The following is a 24,679-nucleotide window of genomic DNA, read 5'->3' as shown; positions in this document are numbered from 1 at the left end:
TTACAGCGACAGAAGGCTCTTCCGCAATTGGAAGAGCCTTCTCTTTTGGCTGCCAGAGCATATCCGCAAAGGTGACAAAGACTATCTGCATGATTGCAATTTAGACTAAATTGCTCACCAATTTAATCTATTTTGCTCTGCAATTTAGTCTAAATTGTTTTGCAAAATAATCTAAATTACATCTATTGGGCATATATTTGTCATGTTTAGGGCTTGTATATGTCAGGAGAAATGATTATCTTTGCCAGCGAATCAGATACTAAATACAAACTGTTATGGCATTACATTTCACATTAAGACAAAGCAACATCAAAGGTAGTAGTGTATACAAGAAGTGGTTTGCCCACACCCTGAAGCAGGGAGAGCTGACGATGGACGAGATTGAACGACGTATCCAGAACCGCTGCTCAGTAACACGTGCCGACGTTCGAGCCGTCATCACGGCCCTTCAGGAGGAAGTGGAGAACGGGTTGAAAGACGGCATGGTGGTGAACCTCAACGAGCTGGGGAAGTTCTACCTCAGCATTCGCAGTGAGTGTGTAGACAGTCCTGAGGAGTTCAGTGTGCAGAAACACGTGAAGGACATCGTATGTAAGTACACACCTCAGGGCCACCGCATCAATGCCGGCGACCAGCGAATCGTGAGAGCCTTTACCAACGACTGCACGCTGGAGCAGGTTTCCGCATACGATGAAGACGGGCACGTAGCTAAGCGCGTGCGCCGAGGCGGACATATCCGCAAAATCTAAAAGGGGGAATCGGGTATCAGAGTTCCTTCAGATACCGTTCGAGCTTCGTGAGGTCGACAGTGGAGAGAACCACCTTGCCGTCGGGGGCGATGACCACCATCGAAGGGATCCATTTCACACCGTAGGCCTTGGCAATATCGGTCTCCTTGAACTTCTTGAGTTCGCTGACCTGCGGGTATTCGATGCCGAACTTCCCGATGGCGTTCTTCCAGGCCTCTACGTCGGTATCCATCGAGATGCCGAGGAAGGCTACGCCCTTCTGATGATAGGTCTGATAGAGGCGCACCACCTCGGGGGCGTCCTTACGGCAGTCGGGGCACCACGATGCCCAGAAGTCGAGCACCACGGTCTTGCCCTTGGCAAAAGCCGAGAACTGGAACTTCTCGCCGCTCGGGGTCACCATGTTGAAGTCGGGAGCCACGGTTCCCGGCTTGATCAGTTCGGTTGCATACTTACTGTCGAGGTCGTCGCCGGCCTCAGTCTGAGCGCTTACTCCTATCGCTGCTCCCATCAGGAGACAGAGGGCTATGGTTCTAAAAAACTTCATATTTCAACAAATTTTTGGCAAAGGTACGAATAATCTGAGAATAATTTATTATCTTTGCCAAAAATTTTAAAGCTATAAATCTTATGTACGACAAGGAAAGAGGGCTCTATATAGCCCACTGCGCCAACGGCGCGCTCAGCATTACAGGTAAGATGGCAAACCGTCATGGACTCATTGCGGGAGCCACAGGTACAGGAAAGACCGTTACCCTGCAGGTGATGGCTGAAACCTTCTGTCAGGCAGGTGTACCCTGTTTCATGGCCGACATGAAGGGCGACCTGAGCGGTATCTCACAGGTGGGCAAGTTGAGTGGATTCATAGAGAAGCGCCTGCCCGAGTTCCAGATTGAGAATCCTGAGTTCCAGAGTTGTCCCGTAAGATTCTTTGATGTATTCGGTGAGCAGGGACATCCCATGCGTGCCACCATCTCGCAGATGGGGCCTCAGCTGCTGTCGAGACTGATGCAGCTGAACGAGACGCAGGACGGAGTGCTGAACATCGTGTTCCGCATAGCCGACGAGCGCGGTCTGCTGCTCATTGACCTGAAGGACCTTCGCTCGATGCTCGACTGGGTATCGCAGCATGCCAAGGAGTACACTACGAAGTATGGCAATATCTCGACTGCCACGGTAGGCGCTATCCAGCGCGCTCTGTTGCAGTTGGAGAGTCAGGGGGCCGATAAGTTCTTCGGCGAGCCCTCGTTCGACATCTACGATCTGATGCAGACCGAAGGGGGTAAGGGCGTGATGAGCGTGCTGGCTGCCGACAAGCTGATGATGCAGCCCAAGCTCTACTCAACGTTCCTGCTGTGGCTGCTCTCCGAGCTCTATTCAACGCTGCCCGAGGTGGGCGATATGGAGCTGCCCAAGCTGGTGTTCTTCTTCGACGAGGCGCACATGCTGTTCGATGGCACCTCGAAGGCGTTGCTTGACAAGATAGAGCAGGTGATACGACTGATTCGTTCGAAGGGTGTGGGCATCTATTTCATCACCCAGAGTCCGACGGACATTCCTGAGAATATACTCGGACAGTTGGGCAACCGTGTGCAGCATGCTCTGCGTGCCTATACGCCGAAAGACCAGAAGGCCGTGAAGACCGCCGCCGACACCTTCCGTGCCAATCCGGAGTTCAAGACCGACGAGGCTATTATGAACCTCGAGACGGGTGAGGCGCTGGTGAGCTTCCTCGACGAGAAGGGTGCCCCCAGCATCGTTGAGCGTGCAAAGATTCTGTTCCCGCTGTCGCAGATCGGTGCCGTAACCGAGGGGCAGCGCCTTGACATCATCAAGCAGAGCCGCATCTATGGTAAATACGATACACCGGTGGATCGTGAGAGTGCCTTTGAGGTGCTCGTGGCCGAGGCCGACCGCCAGTTGGCAGAAGCCGAGCAGCAGGCGGCTGAGATAGATATTCCGAAGCCTGCAGAAGCAAAGGCCGAGAAAAAGAAGGCAGGCATGATGAGTAAGGTGTGGAAGGCCGTGCTGACAGCTATCACCTCGACGCTGGCCACTATCCTTGGCACGTATGTGAGCGACAAGGTGACGGGTAAGAAGACGAAGTCGAGGACATCGGCCAAGGGTCGTGTGGTGAAGAATGCCACGAGTGCTGCCACACGTACCATCACCAAGGAGCTGACCCGTGATATCCTCGGGAATCTGGTGAAGTGATTATAAGAACTCGGATATAGTATAGATATACCGCTGTCGGTTGATGGTGGTATATTTATATTTAGTGGGGTCGATGACGGTCTTGAGGTCACTGCTGATGCCTGTGCCCAGAAGCTTTAGCGTGGCTTCCTTCATGGTCCAGAGGCTGATGAAGGAGGCATCGGGCTGCGCCGACTGTGTAATCTGTTCAGTCTCGTCATCGTTCATGGTATAGCGCATCAGCGACTCCTTGAACTCGCGGATGCTCTCCACGTCGATGCCGACGGGCTGATCACTGATAGCACAGACTGCCGCCTCTTTGCAGTGGCTCAGGTTGAAGAATATCTCAGGATGACCCACGATGGATGGCTTGCCATGTTCATTATATTCGAAGATGGGATTCTCCGTGATGCCGTATTCCTCTTTCAGTGCCTGTTTCAGCAGCTGGTAGGCGAGCACGCAGAGCCTCTGCCCTTGTTCGTATTTGAACTTCAGGGCCTGTTCCCGTCGCTGCTCAGAGATTTCCCTCAAAGCCGTCTCGAGATTAAAACTCCAAATATCTTCGCTGACTAAGATCTTCATTTTATATCTCTACTCTAGTCCGATTTCGGGCATGGGAATCTTGCGGTTGGCATTCTCCTTGGCACCGAGGTCAACAAGCTCGCGGCCTTTCTGAGCCACACTCTGGCGACCCGTGATGAGCTTGTTGTTTGCACTGTCGTAAGCCTCCTGCACCTTGTGGATTTTCTCGCCCAGCTCATTGTAGCGATGTACGAAGTCGCCCAGACGGTCGAGCAGTTGCTCGGCCAGTCCGAACACCTTCTGCTGGTTCTCGGCCTGCTGGTTCTGCACCCAGGCAATGTGTATCATGTGGAGGATGCCCAGCAGATTCTGCTCTCCTGTGACAAAGACCTTTTTCTCGAAAGCCTCGCGCCAGAGGGTAGGGTCATTGGCGAGGGCCAACTGTAACGACGACTCGAAGGGCACGAACATAATCACGAAGTCTACTGCGTCGCGCCCGTTCTTGATATACTTGGAATAGTCTTTACGCGCCAACTCGTTGACATGGCTGCGCACACTCTTGATATGATCCTGCAGGTAGCGCTCCTTCTCCTCTGGCGTCTCGGCATTGACATACTTCTCATAGGCAACGAGCGACACCTTTGAGTCGACAATGGCATCCTGGCCCTGAGGGTAATGCAGTATCACGTCGGGCTGCATCTCCTTGCCCGTCTCGTCGTGCTTCAAGGGACGGCCCATCTCGTCGCGCAAACGGGTCTGCACCTCATAGTGAATGCCCTCGGTAAGACCCTGACTCGACAGCAGGTCGCCAAGAATAATCTCGCCCATGTTGCCACTCACCTTATTGTCGCGGCGGAGCACGTTGGTGAGGCTCTCGGCACGCTCGCCAAGCTGCTGGGTCTGTTCCATCATCAGGCGTATCTGCTCGCGGAACGAAGCTGCCTGTGCCACGGTGCCCTTGCTGTTCTCGTCGATGGCTTTCTGCATGTTGGCAATGGCGTCTTTCAGCGGCTGGGTGATGCCTGTCATCGTCTCGGTATTCGACTCTTTCAGCTTCGAGGCACTGCGCTCCAGCACCTGCTGCGCCATGTTCATAAACTGGGCGTCGCGCTTCTCACTCTCCTCCTTGCGCTCTCCACGTTCTGCTTCAATCTGCTGGCGCACCAGCTGCAGCTCACGCCCCTGGGCCTCAGCCCTGGCGTGAAGATCCTTGTTCTCGGCTTCCAGATGGTGCAGACGACTGGTGGCCTCTTGCAACTGCTCACCCTTCATGGAGAGCTCTATGTCTTTCTTGCCGCCCTCAATGCGGAGCGCGTCCATCTTACGGTCCATGAGCAGGTAGAGCAACACGGCGCCTACCGCCACACCTATTATAATATATAAGGCTGTCATCATACTGTTAATTTTGTTGCAAAATTAAAAAAAAACTTCGTAATTCCGATTAATCTGTGAGTTTTTTTGTATATTTGCCCCGTACAAAAACCATTTATCATTAACTTAAAACTTTAAAGATTATGGATTATAAGATTATCGACATTGAAGGTGTAGGCGACGTTTACGCTGAGAAACTCGTAGCAGCTGGTATCAACAAGGTGAGCGAACTGCTTGAGAAATGCGCTGCTCCCAAGGGGCGCAAGGAGCTGGCAGAGGCAACTGGCATCAGCGAGAAACTGATTCTGAAGTGGACAAACCATGCTGACCTGTTCCGTATCAATGGCGTAGGACCGCAGTTTGCCGAACTGCTCGAAGCCGCTGGCGTTGACACCGTGAAGGAGTTCCGTCATCGTCTGGCAGAGAACCTGCAGCCGAAGCTTGTTGAGGTGAACGATGCCAAGAACATCTGCAATCGTGTGCCTGCCGTCAGCGAAGTACAGAAAATGATTGACCAAGCCAAAGAGCTTGAGCCTAAAATGACATATTAATAAGAAAAATCCCCGATTAGTCGTCGGGGATTTTTTAACTTCAGTATCTTTGATGTCTTTCTGAATTTTAGACAGGTTTTTCTTTTTAATCGATAAGACCCCACTGACCGCTTATACAGATGAACTGCGTTAATTGCATGTCTACTACCCGCATGGAGGGCTTTACATACTGGGTCTCAATTCTGGCTCGACGAGAGCTGTGTCCTGATATCTTTTCCATCGTCTGATTTTAATGAAGATTAAAGTAATATTGCGATTCATCAGAATCACGCTACAAAGATACGAAGATTCACGTAATCTGCCAAACTTTTAGACGGAAAAAATAAACACATATCCAAACAGTGATGTCTTTTCTGTTTAGTTTAATAAGAGAGTGCGGATGCGATGACGAAGAGGTTCTTGCTCCTTGCCGCCATATTCCCAGTACATACATCCTTTAAGGTTGTGGTCTATAACGTACTGACATTTGATGCTGACGGATCGCTCGTTCTCATATCCATAGACAAGTTGCCCGTCCTTGTCAGCCCAATAGGGAACCTCTGATTTCGAATGCCAGCATTCCGTCATGCTTCCGTCGTTCTCTGTTACGCCTCGTCCATATAAAGGAATACCCATGACTAACTTCTCCCGGGGAACTCCTGATGAGAGATGGGCTTCAACGGCTTGTGAGGTCGTCATCCAGTCTGTAATCTCTGATGGGTATAGGGCAGAGTGATGATAAGGAGGGTCGCCCATGTCATATGACATCACATTGACCATGTCCAGGTATTGAATACATTCCTTAAAGTCGATATATTCCGCGCTGGCAATAGTAGCACACGAAAGAATGTGCTGTTCCCCCAAAGCAGAGCGAAGATCGTGCATGAGAAGCGTGAAATTCTTTGTGTCATCTGGCGATGATGATATCTGGGCTGTAGATTGGGTGGGATATTCCCAGTCAATGTCTATACCGTCAAGACCAAGTTCCTTTACTATCTGACAGCAGGAGTCGGCAAAACGTTTACGGCAGACTGACGAAGAAGCCATCTCACTAAAACGACCACTCCTCCATCCCCCTACGGAAAGCACGACTTTCAACTTCGGGTTCTGCTTCTTAAGGGCAACGATCTGCTTGAGACGATTGACATTGTCTATAACGACACCATCAAAAGATGGGCTTACATGACCAAAGGCATAATTGATGTGAGTCATTTCCATAGGGTCTGGAATCGTTTCGGACCAGGAGGTCACATAAGCGGTAACGACCTTTTCACCAGAGAAATTGAGACTGTCGGCTGTGCTCTGCTCAATCTTTGGTACGTTCTGCCCATCTGTCTGAATGGTGGTTATGAGTAATGCTGCCAATAAGAATATCTTATTCATGCTTCGTGATTAGGTATTCTTTGACATCAGACCAGTGATAATAGGGGGCACAGTTTGTCTTAAGGGCAGGAACAGAAGTCTCGTTCTCGTTGAGTAGGAACTTGACAAGAATGTCATCGGAGCCCTTTTTACGGTAGAAGATTAACTGGATATTGGCTGCCATTGGGATAATTTTATCAATAGAGATATGCTTGTACAGATTCTCTATATCAGACGTACCTCCCATAGCCTCCTTTAAACCAAGCAAGAAGCTTAATGGCAGAACAGAACTGTCGTGACTGAACCGGAGTGTTATGCAAGGCTTGCCGGCTTGGATCACATGGTCGGCCGTGCTGACGATGCTGTCGAGCACTTCTTTTTGTTGCAGATAGTTGGGAGTAGAGCCGGGAATGAGACCTGCTGATAATAGCCAGCCGGCATTATAGCCAGTCCACATATTAAACAGCTCGTCCTTGGTGAAGATATCTATCAGCGAGATGTTCAGCTCGGGCACGTTCTGCAGATCTTCTGCCACATTGTAAAGAGCTTCCATCAGCATCCTGCCGTCGACGAACAGGCTTGCACGAGGTACGTCGGTGAACAACGATGCCATCAGACGGTCGGAGTTGTGGGCTCGTTCGAAAATGGCAGAACGCTGCTGCTCGTAGGTCTCACTCTGCGCTGTCGCTTTAGGTTTGATGCTGAGATCCTCAACGACGTACTTCATGTCGCGTTTACTGGCGTCCATAGCAATCTCCAAGTTGGGGTTCATGATCTGTAATTCCTGACAGAAGTTGAACATACTCAGCATACAACGACGTGATGTTGATGATTTCGCATCGATTTGCAGAGGCTGAGACAGCAACTCGTGGAAACGCTCATACATGCGATGAGCTATCTCGCGGTGCTGCCGTGCACCAAGCTTTGAGAGGTCGCCATCGCGGTTCCATGCGTCGGCATATCCAATCTGTAGTTTGGTAAGTACATCTTCACCTCTCGCTGAGAGAATGCCAAACTGGCGGGCGCTGTCAAGTTTGTTGATGGCCGTAACATAGTAGTCGTTATTCGACATGTAGCGCGAGCCGTGTCGCCCGTAGTGGCTGATATAGAAGGGCTCGTAGCCTTTGGGAGCCATTGTCAGCTTCTGGGTCTTCGGCTTGGGATAGGCAAAGTAGTTTGAGCCTGTGCGATAGATGTCTTTATAGATTTCTTCCTTTGATGTCTGGGCCGTTGCCGCAACGGTCATTGCCAGAGATATAAACAGGGGAATGATACGATGGTTCATAAGGTTGATGCTTTATTTCTTATAGGTAATATTAGCTTCTTTCAGCATGTTGCGGTAGTAGCTTTCCACATCTTTCCAGTGATAGAACGGGTAGCTGTCAGTCTGAATGGGAATAGAGGTCTCGTTTTCGTTCATCAGGAACTTGACAAGAATATCATCAGAGCCTTGTTTGCGGAAGAAGATGAGTTGAATGTTTGCGGCCATTGGAATCAGACGGTATAAAGCGAAATGGTTATGCAGGTTTTCCATATCGTCTGTTCCCTGCATAGCTTCTTTCAGCCCGAGGATATAGGCAAAGGGCAATACGGTACTATCGTGGCCAAAACGCAGTCGTACACCACTCTTCCCTGAGCGAATCATAAGGTCTGCTTCGTCAAGGAAGTTGACCAGAAGCGGGAAGTGAGCGTACTGATTGGGCTGTGCTCCAGGCATCAGTCCCTCCCATAGACACCAACTGGCATTATATGAGCGGAAGCCGTCGATGAACTCATCGTCGGTAAACAAGTCGTTGAACGACAGGTTGAGTTCTGGCAGACAATACATGTCGGCGGCAATGTTCCACAGTGCGTCGGTAAACTTATAGTTGTCAATGAACTTTCCGGCAGCTTCTGGGTTAGTGAACAGCAGTTCAAACTGATGACGGCCGTTGAGCATCTTATGACGGAAGCTGTCGAGCTTTTCATACAATTCATCGTCCTTCTCCGATTTGGGAATGACAATGCTGTCGTTGGCAATCATGTAGTACATGTCGTGTTCACTGGCATCCATCGTGATGTCAAGATTGGGGTTCATGATTAACATCTCCTGACAGAAGTTTGCCATACTGAGCATGCAGCGCCTGACTGTAGAAGAGTTGGCCTTAACATGGAGTGGTTGCGACATTAACGACGGATAGTTCACCATCAGACGATGGGCGATGGCGCGATGCTGGCGTGCGCCGAGCTGGGTCAGGTCGCCAGCCCTATGGTGAGCATTGGCAGCGGCAATATTCAGGCGCTGCAGCACTTCCTTGCCGTAAGCTGTCAACAGACCAAGAGTCTGTGCTGTGTCCATTCTGCCGATAGTGTATTTATACTCTTTGTCGCCTGTCATATAGCGGGCTCCGTGGCGGCCATAGTGAGTCACATAAAAGGGCTCATAGCCAGCAGGAGCCGGGGTGATATGTCCTGAGGGGGTGGGGTAATTACAATAATTTCCTGTGGCCAGATCCAGATGAGCACGCAGTTCTGTCATGGATGTCTGGGCATGGACGCCGAGGTAGAGTCCCGCCACCATACAGAAAATAGTAATTCTGAGGTTGTTCATAAGTCTTTATTTATATAAATGTTTTATTATTAATAGTTCCATAGTCCTTTTCTTAGGGCTTGGCGTAGTGTTCCTTCATTATCATCATGATCGTATGACCAGACCATTGCACCGGCCAGTCCTTTTTTCTTGATGTATTTGCATTTGTCTGCAATAGAGGATGCATTTTCAAAAGAACAGATATTGGTAGAGTGACCTTTCCAGACAAGATAGGGGACGCATGCATCGTCATCCCACATCTGGGTGTATTTATCGTCTTTCTTTATCAGCTCCTTTACTGCACTATAAGAAATATCCTCCTTCAGTTCGCTGTTTTCGCCATTGGCATGACCGTAGAATGGAATTCCCATGACAAGCTGTGATTCGGGAACGCCGGCGCTGATATAACTTAATATAGATGTATTACATGATGACTTGGTCATCGGTGATGAATGTAATGGCGAATTGTGATACGGAGGCTCGCCCATGTCATAGGTCATAACATTGACGTAGTTGACGTACTTGATGAGATTCTTCATGTCGTAATAATCGGGATGATTAGCACTGACATCAATAGACAGGATCTTCGGATGACTCTTATAATACTTATCGAAAGTCTCTCGGATAGTCTTCATCATTTTGGTGAGGTTCTCCTTGTCGTTGGAACTGTACCCGATTTTTTGCGAGGTCGCGTTTCCCGGATATTCCCAGTCAATGTCAATACCGTCTAAGTGTAAAGAATCAATTAAACGACTACAGCTACTGATGAATTTCTTCACTTTGTTGTTGTCTTTTGCTATCTGACTGAATCCGTCAACGCCCCAACCTCCGACCATCAGGATAACTTTTACGTCGCTATTGTTTTTCTTCTTCAGATCCATCAACTGAGCCATCTTTAATGCGCCGCTTTTTAGTTTGAGAGTGCCATCGTAAGGAGTCTCAAATACTGCTTTCGAGACGATGACATGTGTCATATAGTCAAAATCAGGCATTACGTTCTCTTTTCTCCAGAAATATTCGATAATGGGTGTCTTGGATTCGCCACGTGTAGAAATGATTTCAGAAGAGTCCTCAGAGACACGATCAGTTAACTCGTCCTTATCGTATGAACAGCCTAAGCATAAGGCAGATATCATGATTATTGAAAGATACTTTTTCATATTTCCAATTATTTATATTTTTATATTTCTGTTAGTTGGTTTATTGGTACAACCCGTTTCACACTGCTTTCCGTAGTGTGTCTTTGTTGTTGTCGTGACTATGTAGTCGGTATCGGTTACGGCTTCTTCAGAATCACCAACCATAGGTCTGCGTCAGTGTGTATCCGCGCTGACTATAGTCGTCAATCTGTTGCTGTCCGATGGGAGCCAGATAGTTACGATCGCTGAATGGCTCTCGGTTTGTGGCGTTACGAACAACATAGAAGCCTACCATTTCACTGGCATTGCTACCATCGTAGGTTACTCTGCTACCATCCTTTTTCTGGACTGTCAGCACGCCAACAAGTTTGTCGAGGTATTCATTGGTGTCATTATTTGGCATTACTATCTCTTTCGAGAAGTCTATCCACGGGCCGAGGTAATTGTCGGCATCTCGGTTGTAGTCCATATAGTTGAGCTTATGCCAGCGGCGCAAGTCCTTAATGCGGTTACCCTCATTGAAAAGTTCCATACGGCGCTCACGACGGATTTCCCATAGTAGCGCAGGCACGTCGCTATCGCGTGCTGGATCCTCAGGAATAGCATTAATGTCAAGGGCTTTCGTCTGCTGTATGCCACGTGACTTTGCATCCTCGTCTAAAGGTCGTTTGCGGATGGCGTTGATGCTTCTGTCCAGATCTGCCTGTGTGACAGCCGTACCACCATAACTCAGTGCCAGTTCTTCCTTAGCTTCAAGCCAGTTGAGCACGATTTCGCCCAATCTCATCAGTGGGGCATCGTTTTCATTGAAGTCTGAGTACCATGTTGGCTTAATGACATTATGTGTTGCCTCATAATACTGGAGAGCCTCTTTTGAAGCATATTTATAATGGTATATCAATGACGAGGAATTGACATCTGGCTTGTTGTAGAAACAGGCATCAAAACGCGGATCCCTGGTTTTTGCCAGATTCTCCAGACTGAAGTCGTTGGCACCCTCGACCTCTGAGATGGTGTAGGGTTTACCATCACTACAGTTGAAAGCTTTGATAAAGGCCAGGTTCACACCCGTCTCACTTTCCGATCCTCCATTGTAAGATCCTATAGCGTGTGTGATGTTGAGTGCCGCATCATAATGGCGATAGAACAGAACCTCTTTGTTACTACTTAGATCGAACGATGCAAACAGGCTCTTATAGTCGCTGTCAAAGCTCCATTTGCCACTATTAATCACCATGTCGCCCGCTTTTACCGCCAGCTCCAGATATTTCTTGGCTCGGTTGGCATCTCCGCCGCCACGTTCCGTTCCATGGTATTTCTGCCATGTGCCCTCGTTGAGCATGAAACGACTGATGTATCCTGCAGCTATATACTTGTTGAGGAACAGGGCTCCGTCATCGTCTCGCATATTGTCTAGTGCATAGTTGAAGAGCACGTATACACTATCCATGACAGCACCGCGTGCATCACGATCCTTATACATTGTGTCAGGATCATCGTCCTCGACAACATTGGCAAAGTATGGCACATCACCATAGACACTGACAAGGTCTGCATATTGGAATCCTTTCAGGAATCTAGCTACGCCCATCCAGTGACGGAAAGTCTCATCGTCGACATTGTTTCTGGCAACAGTGTTCAGACGGTCGATAAAAATGTTCAGCGAGCGGATTACTCCAAAACCCCATGTCGGTCCGTAATATTCTGTTGAACAACCGCGTGACTCGCTCTTCGATCCCAACGAGGTTGGTACTTTGTTAGTAAAGTATGATTGCGTCCCTTCGCTGACGAAGTCGTCGCAGAACCCTGTAGAATAGGAGTATGCCCAGTCACGATCCCATTCAAGGCCATATCCTGGGAAGAATATCTCATAGAAGTGGTTGGCGTAAGAACGCAAGTCACTCTCTGAACGCCAATAGTTGGTGTCCTCCATTGTAGTCAGCGATTCTCTGTCAAGCAGATCGCTACATCCGCATAATAGAGCTGCGGTAAGGAACAGAAAGGAATATATAATCTTTTTCATTGTTTTATGCTTTTAGAAGTTCAACTGTACACCGATAGAAACTGTTTTGAAAGTAGGAGTACCCACTCCCGTGCGTCCTTGAGGACTGCCGAAATATGTGTTGCCTGTTTCAACCTCTGGGTCGATGGGAAGGCCGCGGAGTTTGTCCCATGTCAGCAGATTCTCTGCAGTAAAGTAGAATCGTGCCTTGTCGATTCCGATTTTTCCTGAAAGGGTATGCGGTATCGTATAGCCGAATGTCAGGTTCTTCAGTCGCAGATAGGCCATATTCAGGATATAGCGGTCGTTGATCATGAAATTATAGTTGTCGTTGCTGGAACTCATGCCTGCAGCTGCTGGATAAAATGCATTAGTATTGGTCTCTGTCCAGTAATCATCGGCAATAGCTGCTGCCATGCAACCATCGGAGTACTTATAACCGGCAATACAAAGCGGTCCTTGTCCCCAGATCTTACGTTTACCGATACCTTGGAACATCAGACTCAGGTCGAATCCTTTCCAGTCTGCGCCGATACGGAAACTGTATTCGAATCTTGGAGTGGAATTTCCTATTTTTACAAGGTCGCCATGATCATTCACTGTTTGTGTACCTTTTGAGAGACAGCCATCGCCATCGGCATCCTTGTATTTTACATCGCCAGGACCAAAATGGAAACTGCTCCCCTCGAAATACGACTGATATACAGGTTTTGAACCATCGGCGTTGGGCTTGAGTATGTATGACATCTTGCCTATACAGTTTGCATCATCTGTATCAGCTTCTGTCAATGCCCGGTAAATCAGGTTACCATTACCATCTGTTTCAAAGTCATCCCATTGATACAGACGGTCTACTTGGAATCCCCAAATTTCTCCGTATTCCTTACCGACATACCAGTCACTCAGATTCTTGGTGTCACCGAATTTCTTAACGACAGACTTGTTGTCGGCAATGCTAAATTGACCGTAGATGCCTAATCCATTGGCAAAACGGTGGTTGTAGTCAATCGTCAGTTCCCATCCTTTGGTGCGTAGCTGACCATTATTAGCCTTTGGTGCGCTGGCACCGTAGGTGACGGTGTTTACCCCGTCGGTTGGTACAATCATGTTCTTTGTGTCACGCTGATACCAGTCGAAGGTAAGTCCTAACTCATTGTTAAACAGTCGAATGTCGACGCCTAAGTCGAGTGTCTCAATTTTCTGCCAACTGATGGATGCTGATACGGCAGATGGCGTGTCGACATAGAACACTTTTGTGCCGCTTCCGCCAATCCAGCTGCTGAAGCCTGTGCCCATCGTAGGAATATAGAGCGACGAACTGACTGTTTGGTCGCCAATCGATCCCCAAGAACCTCTCACTTTCATGGACGAGAGGAAAACTTTCGACCAGTTCATGAACTTCTCCTCGCTGATACGCCATCCTGCAGAGAAAGAAGGGAACCATTTCCATCGAAGGTCTGTTGGGAATTTTGAGGTTCCGTCGTAGCGTAGGTTGGCCTCGAAGAGGTATTTATCGGCATAGGCATAATTCAGTCGGCCAAAATAGCCAAGTTGTGATGACCATGATGCTCCACCATCACCAGTCCACGTACCGGTTCCGAAGGCAAATTGTGGGTTTTCGAAATTGGTGAGTTCTGTAACCTGTGTGCTTTGGCTGGTAGCATCGTAGGTAGTCAGGTTTAATCCCACCATGAACTTAAAGTCGTGTACATCCATTACCCTCAGCGTGTAGTCTGTATAGGCGTTGAGCGTGTGGCTGTAAGAGTTCTCGTGGCTACGTTTGTAGAGGTTTGGCTTGTCAGCACCATTGTAGTTTGCCATATACGGCAGTTTGTAGGAGAGCATGGCTCCCTCGCTGTCTGCACTTACTACTTGTCCCTCGCTGTTGACATATATTTTGTTGCCATCTGCGTCTCTGCGGACAATAGGGGTGTCGCGGTAGGATGCAGCACTCAGCGTGGAACCAGGATAAGTGGCTATATACTCCTTATTATAATAGGTGTAGTCTGCCTTGATTTCCCAGTTCTTGAGAGGTGTGATGGTTACGCCCATATTTACACTCGAATAATTAGTCTTCTGACTTTGAGTGCCTGCCTGCATCGTTGCGCTCTGAGCCGAGCGGATAATTTCGCCGTCTTCATTGTAGCCCAGAGGCATTAGAGGTGACCATCGGTAGAGGTAGATCCAAGGACCGTCGCTGCCCGACTCGGTCAAGAACGGATATCTCTTATTGAACGACGAGAACATCATACCGCCTCGTACGGTTAGGAACTTGTTTACTTCAGTCTCGAGTTTGACAGAGGCATTATATTTCTTGAAATTGTCTGTACAAGTACTGAACATACCGTCTTGACTCAGATATCCTAGTCCGATATTGAAAGTTGTATTACCCTTTTTACCATTGACGGTAATATTATGTTTGGTAGAGGGCGCATTCTCTTTGATAATATAGTCGTAGATGTTGTATGGACGGATACCATAGATTCGACCACTTTCATAGTACCAGTCACGGCCATAGACCATTGGGTCGTCGGCTCCCATGCTTCCATACTTGCTAATCCATTCCTTGGTCTTCTGGATAGATTGTTCACTTGTTCGGAAGTAAGAACCTGTATAAAGTCCGTCGTAAGAATAGTGACCGGTATGCATGCTGTCTTTCTCACGAGCACGGCAGTCCAGCATGTACTGGAGACCGTTGACTCCTGCAACATCATAACTCTTTGAGAGATTCTCCCATGCTAGGTTTCCTGTATATGAGAAAGATATCTTATCCGTTTTTGCGCCCTTCTTTGAAGTGAGCAATACTACGCCGAAGGCTCCTTTTGATCCGTAGATGGAGGCTGAAGCGGCATCCTTCAAAACGGTAATCGATTCAATGTCATCAGGATTAACAACTTGAAGCGAAGGTATTTCTACGTTGTCAAGCAAAATCAGTGGTGAAGAACCTCCTTCATAAGAGCCGATGGCACCACGAATCTTCATCTTCGGGTTTGAACCCACCTCACCTTGAGGGTCGGTGATGGTAAGTCCTGCAACAGCTCCCTGCAGACCACGACCTACATCAGATATTACGCGGCCTTCAAACTGCTTACTGGCATCTACCGATGCTACGGCACCAGTCAGGTTGGCTTTCTTTTGTGTTGCATAGCCTACAACTACAGTCTCGTTAAGTACCTGTGAATCATCTTCAATGACTATTCTCAGATTATTCCCTGCTTTTACTTCCTTGGACTTATAGCCAACATAACTGACAATCAGTGTACTTCCTAAAGGGGCTTCTATGGAAAACTCACCATTTATATTTGTGATAACACCATTCTTTTTCCCTTTTTCTAATACTGTAGCACCAATCAGTGGTTCTCCGCTCATATCGAGCACGACACCAGTTACTCTCGGATGACTGCCGGGTGAACCTATATGATAGCTGTCTTTTGCAGGTTGCTTGGAAAGTACGATGTACTTGTTGGTGGTGAACTCATAAGAGATTTCCCTGTCCTTGACAAACTGATCCATGAAAATCTTCAATTTGCCAGAAGTCTGACCAAACGACACTTTCGATTTGACGTCCAAATCGACATCACTGTAAACGAGCAAAAAGTCTGTTTGCTTCTCGATTGCATTAAAGAACTGCGAAATGGTTACAGTCTTCGAAGGTAACTTTAGATTCTGGTTTTGAGCTTGTGATACCAGAACGAAGCACTGGACAAAGCAGATGGTTAGCAGAATCCTTGCCTTTTTTAGAATTAGGTTTGCTTTGGATTTCATCTTGATAGATTTTAATTTTATTAATATTTAGTTGGTTGAATTTCCAATTCTGTCTATATAACCCCAAGCATCGCCAAATCCATTAATGAAAATCTTACTTTTTTTAAAGAAATGTTATGTTTAACCTTTTTTACCTATAACTAATGGTAGAGTGTAATTTCATTCGTTTCATCATTCTTCTCAATCTTAAAGGGGTGAACCTTCTGAATGAGTCGCAGAATTTCCATAACACCATCACGCTGGCGGAATTTGCAGGATACCTCCAGATTCTCAATGGCAGCGTCTTTCACGGTTATGTGTACATCATAATAAAGTTCTAATTTCTTGATGATGGTTTTCATGCGTTGCTTGGAGAACAAATAGATGCCGTCTTTCCACATAATGGGATCTTCTTCGATAGCACTAATCACATAACGACCATCTTTCTCTGTTAATTGCTGATTAGGTAATAAGACAGCAAGGTTCTTTTCGTCCTTCAGTTCGGAAACTTCGACTTTTCCTCGTAAAAGTGAGACGGTAAGAGGTTCGTCAGGATATGCGAATACGTTGAAGCTGGTACCTAACACCTTAATATTCTGTCGTCCGTTAGTAGTTACAATAAATGGATGCCTTTCGTCTTTAACGACATCAAAATATGCCTCACCCGAAAGCTCTACTTTACGCTCCTTGTTAAATGAAGACAGATATCTTAGCTTCGAATGGGCGTTCACCCATACGGTACTGCCGTCTGGTAAGACTATATGTGCTCGCTGACCATCAGGTACGGTTAAAACTTGTGCTATTGAGCTTTCTGCAGAACTCTGCAGCTGACTATAAATAAACCATGTGCTGAATATACCGATGAGAAATACTGCGGCATAGCGTAATATTGTTAGACTGATAATGCTTGCCCTTTGCTTGCGGCGAATACTAAGGAAGTGCTGATAACCTTTATTTCCTGCATCAAAATCGGTTAGAGAAGCTTCCAAATCTGTAAGCGATAGGATGTTCTGGATATCCATCATGTCTTTTCTCAAATGAGAATCTGACTCGGCCTCACCGAGTAGCTTAATCTGCTCAGTATTGTTTAATTCCTTCTGATAGTATTTTATAACCCTCTCGTCCATTTCGCTTCCTTGTTCTTAATATGTATATAATCAGAGTGATTACAGAAACCACTAATTGTAGGATCTTATTGTTTGTTAATAAATCCAAAAAGGAAAAGAATGATAGGCAGATAGTCTTTAAGTTCTTCTCGTAGTTTCTTATAGGCTATACCCATTTGTACTTCTACGGTGTTAACGGATATCCCAAGTTCTTCGGCTATCTGTTTCTGTTTCTTCCCTTTCAATTTACTCATGACAAATATTTGCCTGCATCTTTCGGGCAGTTTATTTAGAGCGTCATAGAGCAAATCCTCAATACTTTTTTCGTCAGAGAAGGCAGTGTTGAGCGATTCAAGAGAGTCATATCGTAACCTTATTTCCATTGTATACTCTTTCTGGATTCTCTCCTTTGCTTTTTCGACAGTCAGTTTTTTGCGAAGTGTTTTTAGCGATTCATTCTTGATGGCTGTAAAAAAATAGCTTGTCAGATTAATATTCTCGTCAAATAGATTCCAGCGTTCATATACTTTTATGAATACATCTTGGACAATGTTTTCAGCCTCTACATCATCAAGGACATATTCCCGTGCAAAATTTTTAGCTCGGGAATACCAACTGATATAAAAATGCTCAAAACCATCTTTCATGATGCAAAGATAAGAAAAAATGAGTATAATACAAAATAAAATGTTTGTATTTTTGTTACTTGGTAAAAGTGATCTATAATATAGATAGTTGTCATATGCTAAAAATACCCCACACTTCTTACACTTCCCACACCTAACCGATCTTTGCTTTGGGTGAGGGAAGTGTAAGAAGTGTGAGGTGAAAAGTGAGTATTGCAACTACTCTGTTCTTTAGCGAGATGCTCGTTTTTTGTGAAAAACACGTCTTAATGACTGAATGGTACCTTTAATAACAAAAGTTCCTTGCTTTTTACTATAAAGAAAGCCTCGCTCATATCAGAGCGAGGCTTCTCATCGTTATGATGTTTTCACTTAATTGTATTTCAGAATCTGTCCTGGCATCAGGCGGATGTTCTTGCCGATGCGGTTAAGTTTACAGAGGGCGTCGACAGTGGTGTGACACTTGCGGGCGATAGACTGAAGCGTCTCACCTTTCTTGACCTTGTGGAGGTGAACCTCAGGTGCAAACGATGCTGAGGGGGCTGCAATAGCAAGTTCAGAATCGTCGTCGGCATCAGATGAAAAACGACTACTGTTCTTGCCTGCATTGGCACCGCGCAGACGAGTGGCCTGAGCTGATTCTGCCGCATACTTACTGCGACGGAAGGTGTAGAAGTCGCCCGTAACGTCCTGATTGCGGAAGTCGAACATCAGGGCAGGGTTCAGAGCTACGCCGCAGAGACGGGTCTCGAAGTGGAGGTGAGAGCCTGTGCTGCGTCCGGTGTTACCGCCAAGACCGATAGGGTCGCCAGCCTTTACTTCTTCATTTTCACGTACGAGCTGTTTCGACATGTGACCGTAATATGTTTCCAAACCATTGTGGTGGCGGATAACGACATACTTACCATAGCCACGGGGCTCATATTTTACGATGCGAACCTTACCACTGAATGCAGCGCGGATGGTATCGCCAATATACACTTTGATGTCAAGACCCTTATGCTGACGTCCCCAGCGGGCACCGAAGTTAGAGGTTACAACGCGGCTTTCTGTTGGCATACAGAAACCACGGAGGTCGATAGTAGCCTCGTCGGGGAGGGTAACGCCTGAATAATGGGTAAGGTTATTACTCCATTCGTCATAAAGATCACCTGAGGGGTTCTCAAACATTTCCTGCTCAATCAGTCTGTTGAGAACTATAGAGTCGACGGCTTTCATCTTGCGATCCACAGGAGCCTGACGGGCCAACAGATCCTGCCCCTGAGCAGGGGTAGATGTAAAGGCCATAAATGTCAATAATGCAGCCGACTTTAAAATTTTAATTGTTATCATTACGGATATGGTTTGTCTGTTAGAGCAAAATTATCGTTTGCAAAGATAGGTAATTTATTCCAAAAACATGCAGAAAGCTGTCTCCGTTAACAAAGTTTTTTATTGTTTTAACACTTTCACTAGGAAATAGCAGCCCAATTGATATTGGTTTTTCGGAGCTGGCGCAACCGATTCCAAAGCATAAAATAACGGTCTGACTGGCACTCAGGATCATCGTCGATGACCTTCTGCGCTTCGTTGCGGGCCATTTGCACAATCTGTCCGTCACGGGCAATATCGGCAATCTTCAAATCGAAGGCCATGCCGCTCTGCTGGGTGCCTTCTAAGTCGCCGGGACCGCGCAGTTTCAGGTCGGCCTCGGCAATGCGGAAACCATCGTTAGTGTCGCACATGATGTCAATGCGTTTACGGGTATCTTCGCTGAGTCTGGGAGGCGTGACGAGAATACAGAAACTTTGGTCGGCACCACGGCCTACACGTCCACGGAGTTGATGGAGTTGGGAGAGACCGAAGCGCTGGGCGTCGAGGATGACCATCACAGAGGCATTGGGCACATTGACACCAACCTCGATGACGGTGGTGGCTACGAGTATCTGGGTCTCGCCACTGACAAACCGCTGCATCTCTTCTTCCTTCTCCTTTGGCTTCATGCGGCCATGTACCTTGCTGAGACGGAATTCAGGGAAGGCCTGCCGCAACACCTCGAAGCCATCTTCAAGATTTTTCAAATCACTCTTCTCACTCTCTTCGATGAGCGGGAATACAATATACACCTGACGTCCCTCACGGATTTGTTGGCGGATGCCATCGTAGAGCGAGGTCATGCGGGAGTCGAAGACATGGGTTGTCCTTACTGGTTTGCGCCCTGGCGGCAGCTCATCGATAACGCTTACATCAAGGTCACCATAGAGGGTCATGGCAAGAGTGCGGGGGATTGGCGTGGCTGTCATCACGAGCACATGAGGAGGATTTTGACTCTTGCTCCATAGTTTGGCACGCTGTGCCACACCGAAGCGGTGTTGCTCGTCGACTACAACGAAGCCGAGGCGTGCGAATTGTACAGTATCCTCGATTATGGCATGTGTTCCAACGAGGATGTCGATGGTGCCGTCCATCAGTCCCTCAAGTACTTCGTCGCGACGTTTCCCTTTCACGATTCCTGTCAGCAGTGCCACGCGCAGGTCCATCCCTTTGAGAAACTGCATAATAGTTTGAAGGTGCTGTTCGGCAAGAATCTCGGTAGGTGCCATGATGCAGGTCTGGTAACCGTTGTCAATGGCGATGAGCATTGACATGAGGGCTACGAGGGTTTTGCCAGAGCCGACGTCGCCCTGGAGAAGACGATTCATCTGACGTCCACTGCCGGTGTCGGTACGTATCTCGCGGATTACACGCTTTTGGGCTTCTGTCAAGGGAAAAGGCAGGTAGTCGTGGAAGAAAGTGTTGAATTGCCGACCAACTTTCGAGAATACGTAGCCACGGTATTTGCGGCGTTGGTCACTGGCGTAGCGCAAAATGTTGAGTTGGATAAAGAATAGTTCTTCAAACTTGAGACGTACTCTGGCTCGATCCAACTCCTTGAAGTCCATTGGGTTGTGGATAGTGCGTAGGGCTCTGTCACGCGACATCAGGAAGTGGGGCGCGGTGATGAAGTCGGGAATGGTCTCTGGAAGCGGAGGTAATTTCTCAAGTAACCCTCGTGTCAGTTTCTCAATAGTCTTTGAATTGAGCGCCCGTTTCTTCATTTTTTCCGTCGTGGAGTAATAAGGGCGCAGTCCGAAGTTTGTCTGCTCCTGACCATCGTCTCTAATCTCTTCGATGTCAGGATGGGTTACGTTAATGCGGTTGTTGAAGATGGTGGGTTTACCGAAGACGATATATTCTTTCCCTATTTTGTACGACTGTTTGGCGTATTTGCCGCCTTGGAACCAAACAAGGTCCATGATGCCTGTGCCATCGGTGAAGTGAGCCACCACACGCTCTTTGCGAGGCCCCATCGCGAAAGTCTCAAAACTGAGGATGTGACCAACAATCTGTACAAAGGGCATATCACCTGTCAACTCATGGATGCTGTAGAACTTGGAACGGTCAACATACTTATAAGGATAATTGTAGAGCAGATCGCCGTAAGTGTGGATGCCGAGTTCGTCGCCCAGAATCTTTTTACGGTTAGGTCCTACGCCAGGGAGATATTGTATGTCTTGGTCTAGTATGTCCATTCAGATAAGGACCTCTGCGATTTTGAGATCGTAGGGGGTCGTGATTTTAATGTTCTCGCGGTTGCCCTCAACAAGGGTGATTTCTTGTCCGTAGCTTTCTACGACAGAGGCATCGTCGGTGAAGCCATCATTGTAGGGCTGCTGATTGGCAGCCTTTAATAGTTGGATGTCGAATGTTTGCGGAGTCTGCACAAGACGGAACTCATCGCGAGGAACTGTTCTCGAACTATTGCAAGATAGTTGACGGATAGTCTCGACGACGGGAATCACGGGAATGACAGCTTTCTTTTTACGGGCAGTCTCGTAGCATTTGCGGATAACGTCGATATTGGGGAAAGGGCGCACGCCATCATGCACGCCTACCACGCCCTGTGCGTCGTTGGGTACCAAGGCTAGTCCGTTCTGTACGGAATGGAAACGTGTCTGTCCGCCATCAGCCAACAGATAATCCACGTTGAAGGCATACTTTTTGCAGAGTTCATGCCAGTAGTCTTGCTGAGCCTTTGGTAATACAAGGATGATGCACAAATCGGCTGAGTATGCACGGAATCGTTCTAGCGTACGCATTAGCACTGGTTTCCCGCCAACAGGCAGAAACTGCTTGGGGATGTCGCTCCCCATGCGCAACCCCTTTCCACCAGCCACTATGATTACATAATCCATAATTATACCATGAGGTGTTTGAAACGCATGCCTTCGGCTATCTGGTCGGAGGTTTCTTTGTTGACTAACTGGGTGAGGAGCTCATAGGCGTAAGGGAATGCTGCAGCAGGTCCTTCGGCGGTGATGATGTTGCCATCGACAGTAACGAGATCACCAGTATACTGTGCATTCTTTAGTTCTGACTCAAAACCAGGGTAGCAGGTGGCCTTTCTGCCATCAAGGATGCCAAGTGGTGCCAGTACAACAGCGGGAGCAGCACAGATAGCTGAGATTTTCTTGCCTGCCTCGAAGTGAGCCTTCAGTGCCTGACGCACGCCCTCGTGGGCAAACAGGTTGCTGGCTCCTGGCATACCGCCTGGCAGCATCAGCAGATCGGCATCAGAATAGTCGCCTTGCTCGAACTGGATGTCTGCTTCGACGTTTACACCATGAGCCGACTCTACAAGCGGAAACTCGGTGGTACTCACCGTTATCACATCAACGCCGCCGCGACGCAATACGTCAACGGGAATTAAAGCTTCTACATCCTCGAAGCCGTCTGCTAGGAATACATAAACTTTTGCCATATTATTTTCTTTTGAAGTTATCTGAGCGCAAAGATAATAAAAAAACTTTGAGAATCTGTTTATTCTGTGGCTTTTTTTGTATTTTTGCAACCAAAACAAGTAATTATGGAAAGTCGGAAACTCAGATTTGCCCTTTTTGGTAATATCTATCAGACCAAGAAGTCGGCCTCGATTCAGAAGGTGCTCTCGTGCTTGGCAGAGCATGACGCAGAGTTGTATGTTGACATGGAATATTATTACTTTCTGAAAGATAATCAGCGTATTAGTATCGATGCGGCCAAAATATTTACGGGAGACGACTTTGATGCCGACTTTGTCATTTCAATGGGAGGGGACGGAACCTTCTTGAAAGCTGCCAGTCGTGTGCGTCAGAAGATGATTCCTATTCTTGGCGTGAACATGGGTCGACTGGGATTTCTTGCCGATGTAAGTCCTTCGGATATTGAGAAGTGTATGGATGCACTCTATGCAGAGGAATATTCTATAGAGAACCGTGCACTGATACAGGTAGAACTGGATGGTGAGAAGTTGGAAGGCTTCGATTGCGCACTGAACGATGTGGCTATTCTGAAACGCGATACAGCCTCGATGATTTCTATCCGTGCAAATATTAACGGTGAGTATCTGACAACTTATCAGGCTGATGGTTTGGTGATAAGTACTCCTACGGGTTCTACGGCTTATTCGCTTTCGAATGGCGGCCCCATCATCGTGCCTGGCACTAAAGTTTTTTCCATGACGGCAGTTGCGCCTCATTCTATGAATATTCGCCCTATTGTATTGTCAGACTCTTCTGAAATCTCGCTTACCGTAGAGAGCCGTAGCCATAATTTCCTCATTGCTATAGATGGCCGCTCGGAGAAATGCAAGGAGGGAACGAGAATTACGCTTCGTCGTGCACCATTTGATGTGAAGGTAGTGAAGCGTTCTGGTCAGCGTTATTTCAATACGCTTCGTGAGAAAATGATGTGGGGTGTCGATGCCCGTTGATTTACTTCTACTTTAATTAAGGTACACGCGAGAGTAAAAGCTTAAAGTGTGTTAAAGGACTGAAGATTTCTTCCAAAAAGTTTGGAGGATATATCTATTAATCTTACTTTTGCAGTGTACTATTGAAGTGGTACACTATAACAGAAGTAATTATCAACAATATAATTAAGATCGTTATGATAGAAGTAAAAAACATTAGTTTTAAGTATGCCGGAGGTAAACATCTGGTATTTGATGATTTCAGTCTGGAGCTGAAACAAGATAATATTTACGGTTTGCTTGGTAAGAATGGTACGGGCAAATCAACTCTGCTGTATCTGATAAGTGGACTACTGAGACCTAAGAAGGGAAGCGTAAGTCTTGATGGCGTAGAAACGAAGAAGAGAGGGCCGGAAACACTTCAGGATATCTTCATTGTACCCGAGGAGTTTAATCTTCCTTCTATGACACTAAATGAGTATGTTAAGATAAACCGTCCTTTCTATCCTTTGTTCAGTACGACGGTGTTAGAGGGCTGTCTGAAGGATTTCGATCTTACGACTGATGTGAAGTTGAATGCTCTTTCGATGGGCCAGAAGAAGAAGGTTTTCATGGCTTTTGCTCTTGCTGCCAATACTAAGGTGCTGCTGATGGACGAACCGACTAACGGACTCGATATTCCTTCGAAGTCGCAGTTCAGAAAGGTCGTGACACAGTATATGACGGGCGACCGTACACTGATTATCTCTACCCACCAGGTGCACGATGTAGAGGCTTTGCTCGACCATATTCTGATTCTCTCTCAGCAGAAACTGTTGCTTGATGCGCCAGTGGCTGAGATTCAGGAGAAGTACACCTTTGAGTATCGTACTCCAGACCAGATGGACGATGTGCTTTATTCGGAACCTTCACTTCAGGGTAATGCGGTGATTGCGCCTCGTAAAGATGATAGTCCTGAGACTCAGGTAAATCTTGAATTGCTGTTTAATGCTGTAACCCAGGGTAGAATTTAAGGAG

Annotated in this window: 21 protein-coding genes; 5 read left to right on the top strand and 16 right to left on the bottom strand. The window is 47.2% G+C overall.

All coding sequences use genetic code 11. The features are described 5' to 3' along the window. Positions 1 to 275: 275 nt before the first annotated feature. Complete coding sequence (locus tag BMX82_RS11740; RefSeq protein WP_036909727.1) at positions 276 to 749, top strand: HU family DNA-binding protein; 474 nt, start codon at positions 276 to 278, stop codon at positions 747 to 749. 16 nt (positions 750 to 765) lie between these two features. Here the strand turns inward: BMX82_RS11740 and BMX82_RS11735 are convergent, their stop codons facing one another. Next, positions 766 to 1,296 (bottom strand): peroxiredoxin family protein, encoded by a 531-nt coding sequence (locus BMX82_RS11735; RefSeq protein ID WP_091769207.1) that lies wholly within the window; start codon positions 1,294 to 1,296, stop codon positions 766 to 768. An 83-nt stretch (positions 1,297 to 1,379) separates the two neighbouring features. Between BMX82_RS11735 and BMX82_RS11730 the strand changes: the two genes are divergently transcribed. After that, positions 1,380 to 2,963, top strand: a complete 1,584-nt coding sequence (locus tag BMX82_RS11730; protein WP_051949641.1) for a helicase HerA-like domain-containing protein — start codon at positions 1,380 to 1,382, stop codon at positions 2,961 to 2,963. Here BMX82_RS11730 and BMX82_RS11725 read toward each other — a convergent pair whose 3' ends face one another. Then, the gene (locus BMX82_RS11725; RefSeq protein ID WP_091769203.1) at positions 2,964 to 3,524 is read right to left on the bottom strand and encodes a 4'-phosphopantetheinyl transferase family protein; all 561 of its coding nucleotides are present in this window, start codon (positions 3,522 to 3,524) and stop codon (positions 2,964 to 2,966) included. A 9-nt stretch (positions 3,525 to 3,533) separates the two neighbouring features. Then, positions 3,534 to 4,859, bottom strand: a complete 1,326-nt coding sequence (gene rmuC, locus BMX82_RS11720) for a DNA recombination protein RmuC (protein WP_231622169.1) — start codon at positions 4,857 to 4,859, stop codon at positions 3,534 to 3,536. 119 nt (positions 4,860 to 4,978) lie between these two features. On the opposite strand from rmuC, the gene BMX82_RS11715 reads away from it, so the two are divergent. Beyond that, positions 4,979 to 5,386: a DUF4332 domain-containing protein gene (locus BMX82_RS11715; RefSeq protein WP_036909725.1), complete on the top strand. Its 408-nt coding sequence runs from the start codon at positions 4,979 to 4,981 to the stop codon at positions 5,384 to 5,386. 85 nt (positions 5,387 to 5,471) lie between these two features. Here BMX82_RS11715 and BMX82_RS13250 read toward each other — a convergent pair whose 3' ends face one another. The 13 genes from BMX82_RS13250 to BMX82_RS11655 all read right to left on the bottom strand — a co-directional run bounded on the left by BMX82_RS13250 (position 5,472) and on the right by BMX82_RS11655 (position 22,693). Beyond that, positions 5,472 to 5,606 (bottom strand): hypothetical protein, encoded by a 135-nt coding sequence (locus tag BMX82_RS13250; RefSeq protein WP_255327761.1) that lies wholly within the window; start codon positions 5,604 to 5,606, stop codon positions 5,472 to 5,474. 137 nt (positions 5,607 to 5,743) lie between these two features. Next, positions 5,744 to 6,748, bottom strand: a complete 1,005-nt coding sequence (locus BMX82_RS11710) for a glycoside hydrolase family 18 protein (RefSeq protein WP_091769200.1) — start codon at positions 6,746 to 6,748, stop codon at positions 5,744 to 5,746. Further along, positions 6,741 to 8,012, bottom strand: coding sequence for a histidine phosphatase family protein (locus BMX82_RS11705; RefSeq protein ID WP_091769197.1), 1,272 nt, complete (start codon positions 8,010 to 8,012; stop codon positions 6,741 to 6,743). Before BMX82_RS11705 ends, BMX82_RS11710 begins: the two co-directional genes overlap by 8 nt. Positions 8,013 to 8,024: 12 nt before the next feature. Beyond that, entirely contained in the window at positions 8,025 to 9,317 is a 1,293-nt protein-coding gene (locus BMX82_RS11700) for a histidine phosphatase family protein (RefSeq protein WP_143058367.1), read from the bottom strand. 29 nt (positions 9,318 to 9,346) lie between these two features. Beyond that, entirely contained in the window at positions 9,347 to 10,456 is a 1,110-nt protein-coding gene (locus BMX82_RS11695) for a glycoside hydrolase family 18 protein (RefSeq protein ID WP_081910998.1), read from the bottom strand. Between the two features lie 133 nt (positions 10,457 to 10,589). Next, positions 10,590 to 12,458, bottom strand: coding sequence for a RagB/SusD family nutrient uptake outer membrane protein (locus BMX82_RS11690; RefSeq protein WP_091769194.1), 1,869 nt, complete (start codon positions 12,456 to 12,458; stop codon positions 10,590 to 10,592). Between the two features lie 12 nt (positions 12,459 to 12,470). Further along, positions 12,471 to 16,202, bottom strand: a complete 3,732-nt coding sequence (locus BMX82_RS11685) for a SusC/RagA family TonB-linked outer membrane protein (RefSeq protein ID WP_255396609.1) — start codon at positions 16,200 to 16,202, stop codon at positions 12,471 to 12,473. 140 nt (positions 16,203 to 16,342) lie between these two features. After that, positions 16,343 to 17,308, bottom strand: a complete 966-nt coding sequence (locus BMX82_RS11680) for a FecR family protein (protein ID WP_091769190.1) — start codon at positions 17,306 to 17,308, stop codon at positions 16,343 to 16,345. A gap of 65 nt (positions 17,309 to 17,373) precedes the next feature. After that, positions 17,374 to 17,934 carry an RNA polymerase sigma-70 factor gene (locus tag BMX82_RS11675; protein ID WP_036909717.1) on the bottom strand — a complete coding sequence of 187 codons (561 nt, stop codon included), beginning with the start codon at positions 17,932 to 17,934 and terminating at the stop codon, positions 17,374 to 17,376. A gap of 351 nt (positions 17,935 to 18,285) precedes the next feature. Next, positions 18,286 to 19,245, bottom strand: a complete 960-nt coding sequence (locus BMX82_RS11670; protein ID WP_036909716.1) for a M23 family metallopeptidase — start codon at positions 19,243 to 19,245, stop codon at positions 18,286 to 18,288. Between the two features lie 119 nt (positions 19,246 to 19,364). After that, positions 19,365 to 21,464, bottom strand: coding sequence for an ATP-dependent DNA helicase RecG (gene recG, locus BMX82_RS11665; RefSeq protein ID WP_091769187.1), 2,100 nt, complete (start codon positions 21,462 to 21,464; stop codon positions 19,365 to 19,367). Further along, entirely contained in the window at positions 21,465 to 22,127 is a 663-nt protein-coding gene (locus BMX82_RS11660) for a 2-C-methyl-D-erythritol 4-phosphate cytidylyltransferase (protein WP_091769184.1), read from the bottom strand. It lies immediately after the preceding gene. A gap of 2 nt (positions 22,128 to 22,129) precedes the next feature. Further along, on the bottom strand, positions 22,130 to 22,693 hold the full coding sequence (locus BMX82_RS11655; RefSeq protein WP_091769181.1) for a DJ-1 family glyoxalase III: 564 nt from the start codon (positions 22,691 to 22,693) through the stop codon (positions 22,130 to 22,132). Between the two features lie 105 nt (positions 22,694 to 22,798). On the opposite strand from BMX82_RS11655, the gene BMX82_RS11650 reads away from it, so the two are divergent. Beyond that, positions 22,799 to 23,683, top strand: coding sequence for an NAD kinase (locus BMX82_RS11650; protein ID WP_036909712.1), 885 nt, complete (start codon positions 22,799 to 22,801; stop codon positions 23,681 to 23,683). 176 nt (positions 23,684 to 23,859) lie between these two features. Beyond that, entirely contained in the window at positions 23,860 to 24,675 is an 816-nt protein-coding gene (locus tag BMX82_RS11645) for an ABC transporter ATP-binding protein (protein ID WP_091769535.1), read from the top strand. Positions 24,676 to 24,679 lie beyond the last annotated feature (4 nt).

Origin of the sequence: Prevotella sp. khp7, from assembly GCF_900109055.1 — a bacterium.
GTDB lineage: Bacteria > Bacteroidota > Bacteroidia > Bacteroidales > Bacteroidaceae > Prevotella.
This window is presented reverse-complemented; position numbering and strand designations above follow the sequence as displayed.